The organism is Micrococcus sp. LASM2_SD2 (assembly GCF_057364565.1).
This window is the reverse complement of the sequence record NZ_JBNFOB010000083.1, coordinates 1-8,721: the sequence shown is the minus strand read 5'-3', so window position 1 is coordinate 8,721 and position 8,721 is coordinate 1. Positions and strand designations below refer to the sequence as shown.

The window sequence follows — 8,721 nt, the reverse complement described above, 5'->3', positions numbered from 1 at the left end:
CGGGGCCCGCGCGTGGTGGCCCCTCGCACTTCGTCGCCGACCGGCTCCCCGCGCCGGCCCGGGTGATCCCCAACAGCGTGCGGACCGACGTCTTCCGTGACCTGGACGGGCCCCGGCACGGCGTGGTGTTCGCCGGCCGGCGCGGGAACCGTCAGTCGATGTCCCCGAGCACCCGGCCGAGGGTGGTCTTGCCGCCGGACAGGGAGTACGTCAGGCCGATGATCGCGCTGCGGCCGTCCCGGACCGCGCGGAAGAGGTGGCGGGACGACTCCACGAGGCGGTCGCAGGTCTGGTCCACGTGCTCGGCCACGGTGCCGTCCACGTCGGTGACGCCCTTGCGCTGGGCGGCCAGCACGGAGGGGGTGATGCGCTCCACGAGGGAGCGGATGAAGCCCGGGGGCATCTCACCGGTCTCGTAGGACTCCACGGCGGCCGTCACGGCGCCGCAGGAGTCATGGCCGAGGACCACCACGAGCGGGATGTTCAGCACGTCCACCGAGTACTCGAGGGAGCCGAGCACGGCGTCGTCGATCACCTGGCCGGCGGTGCGGACCACGAACACGTCGCCCAGGCCCACGTCGAAGATGATCTCCGCGGCCAGGCGGGAGTCTGCGCATCCGAAGATCACTGCCTTCGGGTTCTGTCCCGCCGTGAGGGAGGAGCGGTACTCGGCGCCCTGGTTCGGGTGGCCCGGCGTGCCGGCCACGAAGCGCTCGTTGCCCTCCTGGAGCATCCGGTAGACCTCGCCGGGCGTCATGCGCGGCTCGGCGGGGGACTGTGGAGTGGTGGTGGCCATGGGGGATCCTTCCTGGCGGCCATGGGGTGGGGTCGCGCCGGTCAAGATCCATGGTGCCACGTCAGGATCGGTGGGCGTGCCGCGGGCGGCATCCCTCGGTTGCGGAATCGTCGGCACGGGTCCGTCACCTGCTCAGCGGGACGCCTCCGTCACGGCCTCGGCCAGTCGCCGGACCACGGACTCGTCGCCGGTGGTGGTGAGCACCACGGTGGAGCCGTCCACCTCGCCGACCCAGAAGAGGTCCTTGCCCTCGGGGTCGTGGGGAGTCCACGTCACGCCCCCGGCCTCCACCGGGTCTGAAGCTGGGGCCTGCTTCACGCGCATGGCCGTCCAGGTGGGGTTGGCGTCGGCGGCCTGCTCGAGGCCGGCGAACACGTCGTCCGAGACCACCCAGCCGACGTTCCAGGAGGAGACGCCGTCCTTGGTGGTCCACCGGGCGAAGTTGGAGATCCATCCCTCGGGGACCTCCGGCGCCACCGCCGGCACGTCCTCCGCCGAGCGCACCTGCTCGGCGGCGGCCGCCACGTCCACACGGTCCTGGCGCTCCGGCGCCGGCGGTTCGGGGGAGAGCAGCAGGAAGGCCGCCACCACGGCCAGGAGGAAGAGCGTGGAGAGCAGCATCGCCATGGAGCTGGATGTGGCCCGCTTGGCCTGCTTCTCCGTGAGCACCGGCCGTGGTGCCGCCTGGAGGCCGGGGCCCTCGGCACGGCCGTCGCCCGGGACGTGACGGTCGGCGGGCGCGGTCTGCGCGTCGTCGGTGCGGGGGACAGGGTTCTCGCTCGGGCTCACCCGAGCATTCTGCCACCCCGGTGCGCGCCGAGCCGTAGGATGGAGGTGGGGCAGAGTGGCCCCGGCGCCCTCCTGCGTTCGATGAGGACGGCGCACCGCGATCTGGATCGGAGAGACATGGGTACCGCGTCCACGCAGAAGACCGGCTACGAGAACCACGTGCCGGACCGCAACCTCGCCATGGAGCTGGTGCGGGTGACCGAGGCCGCGGCGATCGCGGCCAGCCCCTGGGTCGGCTACGGGGACAAGAACAGGGCCGACGGAGCCGCCGTGGATGCGATGCGCTCCTTCATGGACACCGTGAACATGGACGGCGTCGTGGTGATCGGCGAGGGCGAGAAGGACGAGGCGCCCATGCTGTTCAACGGGGAGAAGGTCGGCGACGGCACCGGCGCCCCCGTGGACGTGGCCGTGGACCCGATCGACGGCACCCGGCTGACCGCCATGGGCTACAACAACGCCCTGTCCGTCTTCGCCGTGGCCGAGCGCGGCACCATGTTCGACCCGTCCGCTGTGTTCTACATGGACAAGCTCGTGGTGGGCCCGGAGGCCGCGGACTTCGTGGACATGCGCCTGCCGGTGAAGCAGAACGTGAACCTGGTGGCCAAGGCCCTGGACAAGCCGGTCTCCCAGGTGACGGTCTGCGTGCTGGACCGTCCCCGTCATGAGGACCTGGTCAAGCAGATCCGTGAGGCCGGCGCCCGCGTGAAGTTCATCCTGGACGGCGACGTGGCCGGCGCGATCGCCGCGGCCGTCCGGACACCGGTGTGGACATGATGATGGGCATCGGCGGCACCCCGGAGGGCATCGTCACGGCGTGCGCCATCAAGGCCACCGGCGGCGTCATCCAGGGCCGCCTCGCCCCCACCGACGACGACGAGAAGCAGAAGGCCCTCGACGCCGGACTCGACCTGGACGCCGTCCTCACCACGAACGAGCTGGTCACCTCGGAGCACTGCTACTTCGCCGCCACCGGCATCACCGACGGCGACCTGCTGCGCGGCGTCCGCTTCCATAACGGCCGCGTGCACACCCAGTCGATCGTGATGCGCTCCAAGTCCGGCACCGTCCGCACCGTGGACGCCGAGCATGACGTGGCCAAGTGGTCCAAGTGGCTGGAGGACGCCCGCTGATCCGCTCCTGACCGGCTCCGCCGGCCCAGGCACGACGACGGCCCGGCCCCTTCGCGGGGGCCGGGCCGTTCGTCTGTGGTCGTCCCGGAAGCAGGCGGTCAGGCGGAGGCGGGCGGGAACGACGACGGCGCGGGCCGTCGTCGTCAGGCCGTCAGTCCGCCGGCAGGGAGGCGACGTACACGGTGGCCTCCTCACCGTCGGCGGAGCGGACCTCGAGGGCGGACTGAGCGGTCTGGGCGGCGGAGACGAACACGGCCTCGCCCGGAGCGAGGACGGTGCGCTCGCCGCAGCAGGCCACCTCGGCCGAACCCTTGGTGCCGACCGCGATCACCGGGCCGGACAGGGTGGCCGGGACCGGAGTCTGGGCGGAGTCGGCGGTCAGCTGGGTGAGCGCGAACTCCTCGAACGGCGGACGGTACCGGACGACGCCCTCGCCGGCCGGCTCGGGGTTGGTGTAGGGCACCGGCAGCGGGTCGAAGGTGACTACGCGGGTCAGCTCGGGCACGTCCACGTGCTTCGGGGTCAGGCCGCCGCGCAGGACGTTGTCCGAGGCGGCCATGACCTCCACCCCGAGACCGTGGAGATAGGCGTGGACGTTGCCCGCGGGCAGGTGGATGGCCTGGCCCGGCATCAGGTCCACGCGGTTGAGCAGCAGGGTGACGAGCACGCCCGGGTCGTCCGGGAAGTGCTCGGCGGCCTCGAGGGCGGTGACGATCGCGTCGTCGTGGAGGATCAGGTCGCTCATGCCCTTCAGTGCCGCCACGAGCTCCGCGGTGCCGCCGCGGGACCAGATGGAGGCCGGGTCCAGGATCTGCGCGAACGCGCCCTGCATGTCCCCGTCCGCGAGGAGCACGCCCAGGTGCCGGGCGGCGACGGCGACCTCCGTGGCGTCCCCGTCCGCGTACTCGGTCATCACCTGGGCGATGCGCTCGAAGGTCAGCTGGGACTCCTCCGGGCGGCGGAAGCCGCACAGCGCGGAGAACGGGGTCAGCGCGACCACCATCTCCGGCTTGTGGTTGTCGTCCCGGTAGTTGCGGTCTGCCGCGTCCAGGGGCTTGCCGGAGGCCTCCTCGGCCGCGAAGCCGGCTCGGGCCTGCTCCAGGGTCGGGTGTGCCTGGATAGACAGCGGCCGGCCCGCGGCGAGCAGCTTCATCAGGTACGGCAGTCGGCCGAAGCGGGCGGCCGCGCCGAGGTGGTGCTCCGGGTCCTGGGCGATCAGCTCGTCCAGGCGGATGCGGCCCCCGTCCGGCAGCTCCGCGACGCAGGGGTCTCCCGGGTGCGCGCCGAGCCACATCTCCGCCTCGGGTGCGCCGGAGGGCTCACGGCCCTGCAGGGCGGCGAGGAGGGTGGTCGAGCCCCACGAGTAGTCGCGGATGGTCGAGTCGAGTCGAAGCATGGTGTCCAGGGTAGTCGAGCGGGGGTCAACGGCCGGGGGCACACAGGTGGTTGGTGGAGGAGGTGTGGACGAGGGCGTCCTCGGCGCCGGCGTCCTCCCAGGCCATCAGGGACTCGGGAGTGATCTCCTGGCCCTGGTACTCGGTCGGGGCCTCCGGCCAGGTGTCCGGGTCGTCCTCCTCGACCTCCGGGGCCACCGAGGGCTCCGGGGCCGTGCCGGTCAGCAGCGGGAGCACGGTGCCGGCCGGGGCCACGGCCTCGCCCTGCGCCTCGGCGCCGGGGACCACGGGGGTGCCGTCCTCCTCCATCATCGAGGCCACGCGGTCGTGGATCTGCGTGAAGTCCGGGTAGGTGGAGAAGCGGTCGCCGGCGTCGCCGAAGTCCGGTGCGCCGATGGTCAGCCGCCGGGTCTCGACCCCGCGGGCCTTCTCGCCCAGGTCCACGAAGGTGCCGAGCTGGGACTGCGGCATGTTCGTCTCCACGATCTGCTCGCCGGCCTCCATGATCTCCTCGAACCGGGCCAGCACCGTGGTGGGGGAGAACTGCTGCATCATGGCCTGCTGCATGCACTGCTGCCGGCGGATGCGCGAGTAGTCGGAGGAGAACTTGCGGGAGCGGGCGAACGCGAGCGCGTCCTCGCCGTTCAGGTGGTGGACGCCCGGCTCCCACCAGATGTTGCCCCACTCGCCGTCGGGGCGCTTGCCGCGGTGGGTGACCCAGCCGCCGGAGGTGACCGTCACGCCGCCCATCGCGTCGATGAGCTGGGAGAACCCACCCATGTCCACGAGCACGTACCCGGACATGTCCAGGCCCAGGATCGCGCGCGCGTCCACCATGGCCTCGGCGCCGGGGTCCTCGGCCTCCGGGTAGAGGTCCCTGTGGTTGTTCGTCACGTCCACGTAGAGGGAGTTGATGATGCACTCGTCGCCGCAGTCGTACCCGTTCGGGTACACGTCCCAGAGCGGCGAGTCCTCGGTGAACTGCGCGTTCTGGAAGTTGCGGGGGATGGAGAACAGCATGGTCGCGCCGGTCTTCGCGTTGACCGAGGCCACGTGGATCGAGTCCGGGCGCAGGCCCACACGGCCCTCTCCGGCGTCTCCGCCCATGATGAGGAAGTTGTAGCGCCCGTCCTGCGCGTGCACCTTCGGGCCGTCACCGAAGATCTTGCCGATCGAGGTGCGGCCGGCGTTGGTGAGGTACGCCCCGTAGGTCAGTCCGCCCGTGGTCAGCACCAGGGCCAGGACGGTGGCCACCACGGTGAGCTTCTTCGCGCCCGGTGCCAGCAGGTGGACCTTCAGCAGCCGGAACGTGTCCACCCAGAGCACCAGCCAGCCGACCGCGAGCACCAGCAGCACCACGGCGAGCACGCCGAGGACCACGGGGTTCGCCAGCAGGTTCAGGAGCCAGCCGCGGGCCACCAGGGAGAGGAGCAGTGCGAGCAGGACCACGGCCCAGACCGTCATGGTCACCCGCAGTGCGGCGCGGCCGAGCGTGCGGTTGCCGGCCACCGCCTGCGCGCCGCCGGGGACCAGCAGCGTCAGCAGCAGCAGGATCGCCGCGCGCTTCGTGCGCTCCGGCGCCGTGGCGGAACGGGGGTCGCGCACCGGGTCGCGGCGGGAGTCCGCCGCACCGGGACGGTCGGAGAGCAGCGTGCTCACGAGCCGGTCGCCACCTCGTCGTGAAGGCGGGCGCCCTTGGCCTGGGCCTGGGCGTTCAGGTCTGCGGCGAACGCCACCAGGCGCTCGCGGAGGGCGGCGGCCTGCTCGCCCTCCCCGGTGCCGAGCATGCGGGCCGCCAGCAGGCCGGCGTTCTTCGCGCCGTCCACCGAGACGGTGGCCACCGGGACCCCGGCCGGCATCTGCACGATCGAGAGCAGGGAGTCCAGGCCGTCCAGGTTCTTCAGGCGGACCGGGACGCCGATCACCGGCAGCGGCGTCACGGCGGCGAGCATGCCCGGCAGGTGGGCGGCCCCGCCCGCGCCGGCGATGATCACGCGGATGCCGCGCTCGTGTGCCTGCGCCCCGAACTCGACCATCTCGTGCGGCATGCGGTGTGCGGAGACCACGCCGACCTCCACAGGCACGCCGAGCTCGCCGAGCACGTCGGCGGCGGCGCGCATCACGGGCCAGTCCGAGTCCGAGCCCATCACCACGGCCACCTGGGCCGGGGCGTCCTGCAGGGGACGGGTGTAGCGGTTCGCGGCGGTCATGGCTCAGGCCTCCTGGGCTGCGGCGGGCGAGGGGACGGAAGAGGCGGGGGAGACGCCGGCGGTGGCGGCGCCGCCGTCGCGGATCAGGGCCACGGCGGACTCGGCGGCCTCCACGGCATGGGGGAGGTCCTCTGCGGTCGGCGCGACCACGTTGACGTGGCCGAGCTTGCGGCCCGGGCGGACGCCCTTGCCGTACAGATGCACCTTGGCCTCCGGGAAGGCACCCATCGCATGGGGCACCGCGGCGTGCAGGTCCTCGTTGGCGCCGCCGAGCAGGTTCTTCATCACCACGGCCGCGCCGCGCAGGGAGACATCGCCCAGCGGGAGGTCCAGCACTGCGCGGACATGCTGCTCGAACTGGCCGGTGACGGCGCCGTCCATGGACCAGTGGCCGGAGTTGTGCGGGCGCATGGCGAGCTCGTTGACCTGGAAGCCGTCCGCGCCCTCGCCGGTCTGGAACATCTCCACCGCCAGCATGCCGGTGACGTCGAGTCGCTCGGCGATGGTGCGGGCGGCGGAGGCGGCGGCCTCGGCCAGCTCCGCGGACAGCCCCTGCGCCGGGGCGGTGACCAGGTCGCAGACGCCGTCCGTCTGCACCGAGTCCACCACCGGGTAGGACACCAGCTCGCCGGAGGGGGTGCGGGCCACCTGGGCGGAGAGCTCACGGACGAACGGGACGAACGCCTCGGCCAGCAGCGGCGCGATGCCCGCGCCCAGCCACGTGCCGAGGGTGCCGTCTGCGGCGGAGGCGCGGGCGTCCTCGGCCGAGTCCAGCTTGAGTACGCCCTTGCCGTCATAGCCGCCGCGCGGGGTCTTCAGGATCATCGGCCAGCCGTGCTCGGCGCCGAAGGACAGGACCTCGTCCAGGTCCGCCACCGGGGCCCAGGCGGGGTTGGGCAGGCCGAGCTCCTCGACCGCCGCCCGCATCCTCAGCTTGTCCTGCGCGTACACCAGGGCGTCCGGACCCGGGCGGACGGCGGCACCCTCCTCCTTCAGGACACGCAGGTGCTCGGTGGGCACGTGCTCGTGGTCGAAGGTGACCACGTCCACGGTCCTCGCGAACGCGCGCAGGGCCTCCAGGTCCGTGTGGTCGCCGACCGTGTGTGGGGCGACCTGCGCGGCCGAGGCGTCCGGGGCCTCCGCGAGCACGCTGAAGGACACGCCGAGCTCGGCGGCCGGGCCCGCCATCATGCGGGCCAGCTGGCCGCCGCCGATCACACCGAGACGAGGGGGAATCGCAGAAGTCACCCGCCAAGGTTAGCGGCGTTGACTGGGAACCCGGTCAGAGCGGAGGGGCCGCGCGGGGTGAGCCGCGGTACGGGGGCGAGGGGCCGTCGTCGTGACCTGGGACAAGGTGCCGCGTGAGCGGCACCGCACGTTGCCTGGAGATGTGCTGGGAGTCTTCCGTCCGGCAGGTCCGGTGTGCCGCACCGGTTCCATCCGAGCGCATACACTCGACCACACGCCCGCGCCGGGTGGGACCTGCTCCGCAGCGGAGACGGGACGGGCCGGCGGCGGGTGAGACGCGTCAGAGGCGTCGCCGGCCGAGGAGCGACCTCCGCCGACGCACCTGCCCACCGCGTGCCCCTGCAGTCGAACAGAGGATCCCCTCTCCATGATGTCCAACCTGTGGCGCCGCTTCACCGGCCTCGTGTCCTTGCTCTGGCGCGAGGTGGCCAAGTTCGGCACGGTGGGCGCCGCCGCGTTCGTGGTGGACTCGGCCGTCTTCCTCTGGCTCATGTCCGGCCCCATGGAGGGCTCCAACGTCAAGGCCAAGATCGTGGCCGGCGTAGTGGCCACCCTGTTCAGCTGGGTCGCCAACCGCTTCTGGACCTTCCGCCACCGCCGCCAGAACAACGTGGTGCGCGAGCTCGTGATGTTCCTGATCATGAACGCGATCGGCCTCGGCATCCAGGCCGGCTGCGTGTTCATCGCCCAGTACGGCATGGGCCTGACGGACAGGACCAGCCTCTTCGTGGCCGGCAACGTGGTGGGCCTGTTCTTCGGCACCGTCTTCCGCTACTTCGCCTACCGCTTCTGGGTGTTCCGCGAGGAGCTGGACTCCGAGCCCGGCTACGAGCACGACCTGGCCGTGATCACCGGCCAGATGCCCTACGTCGCCCAGCAGCCCGAGGACGTCCCCGCCGCCACCCCGGAGAGCCCGCACGCCGTGGAACGGGACCCCAGCCGGGCGACGGCGAACCGCCCGCACGGCCGGCCGCCTGACGCCGGCGCGATCCGCAGACGAGTGGCCCGGAGGAAGCGGATTCCTCCGGGCCACTGCTGTGTCCGGGCGATGCTCCGGTCAGGCGCTGAAGCCGGTTTCGCGGGCGCCGGCGGCCAGGTCCCCGGCGCAGACCACCACGGCGCGCCCGTCCTCCCACGCCTGCAGGGCGGCG

6 protein-coding genes and 2 pseudogenes are annotated in these 8,721 nt (G+C 72.3%); 2 read left to right on the top strand and 6 right to left on the bottom strand.

All coding sequences use genetic code 11. The features are described 5' to 3' along the window. Positions 1 to 151 precede the first annotated feature (151 nt). Positions 152 to 796 carry a carbonic anhydrase gene (locus AC2W7A_RS06185; protein WP_485990582.1) on the bottom strand — a complete coding sequence of 215 codons (645 nt, stop codon included), beginning with the start codon at positions 794 to 796 and terminating at the stop codon, positions 152 to 154. A gap of 132 nt (positions 797 to 928) precedes the next feature. Then, on the bottom strand, positions 929 to 1,585 hold the full coding sequence (locus AC2W7A_RS06180) for a DUF4245 domain-containing protein (protein ID WP_485990581.1): 657 nt from the start codon (positions 1,583 to 1,585) through the stop codon (positions 929 to 931). A gap of 117 nt (positions 1,586 to 1,702) precedes the next feature. Between AC2W7A_RS06180 and glpX the strand changes: the two are divergent. Beyond that, positions 1,703 to 2,718, top strand: a pseudogene (gene glpX / locus AC2W7A_RS06175) (class II fructose-bisphosphatase). A 151-nt stretch (positions 2,719 to 2,869) separates the two neighbouring features. Here the strand turns inward: glpX and manA are convergent. From manA to AC2W7A_RS06155, 4 genes are read right to left on the bottom strand one after another with little or no spacing between them, the layout of a single operon-like run. Then, positions 2,870 to 4,114, bottom strand: coding sequence for a mannose-6-phosphate isomerase, class I (gene manA, locus AC2W7A_RS06170; RefSeq protein ID WP_485990580.1), 1,245 nt, complete (start codon positions 4,112 to 4,114; stop codon positions 2,870 to 2,872). A gap of 25 nt (positions 4,115 to 4,139) precedes the next feature. Then, positions 4,140 to 5,771, bottom strand: a complete 1,632-nt coding sequence (locus tag AC2W7A_RS06165) for an LCP family protein (RefSeq protein WP_485990579.1) — start codon at positions 5,769 to 5,771, stop codon at positions 4,140 to 4,142. Further along, positions 5,768 to 6,322, bottom strand: a complete 555-nt coding sequence (gene purE / locus AC2W7A_RS06160; RefSeq protein ID WP_485990578.1) for a 5-(carboxyamino)imidazole ribonucleotide mutase — start codon at positions 6,320 to 6,322, stop codon at positions 5,768 to 5,770. The genes AC2W7A_RS06165 and purE overlap by 4 nt, the downstream gene beginning before the upstream one ends. A 3-nt stretch (positions 6,323 to 6,325) precedes the next feature. Continuing rightward, a complete protein-coding gene (locus tag AC2W7A_RS06155) occupies positions 6,326 to 7,570 on the bottom strand; it encodes a 5-(carboxyamino)imidazole ribonucleotide synthase (protein WP_485990577.1) in 1,245 nt (414 codons plus the stop codon). A 367-nt stretch (positions 7,571 to 7,937) separates the two neighbouring features. Here AC2W7A_RS06155 and AC2W7A_RS06150 point away from each other — a divergent pair. Next, positions 7,938 to 8,447 (top strand): annotated as a pseudogene (locus AC2W7A_RS06150) (GtrA family protein); the annotation flags it as partial. Positions 8,448 to 8,721: the final 274 nt, after the last annotated feature.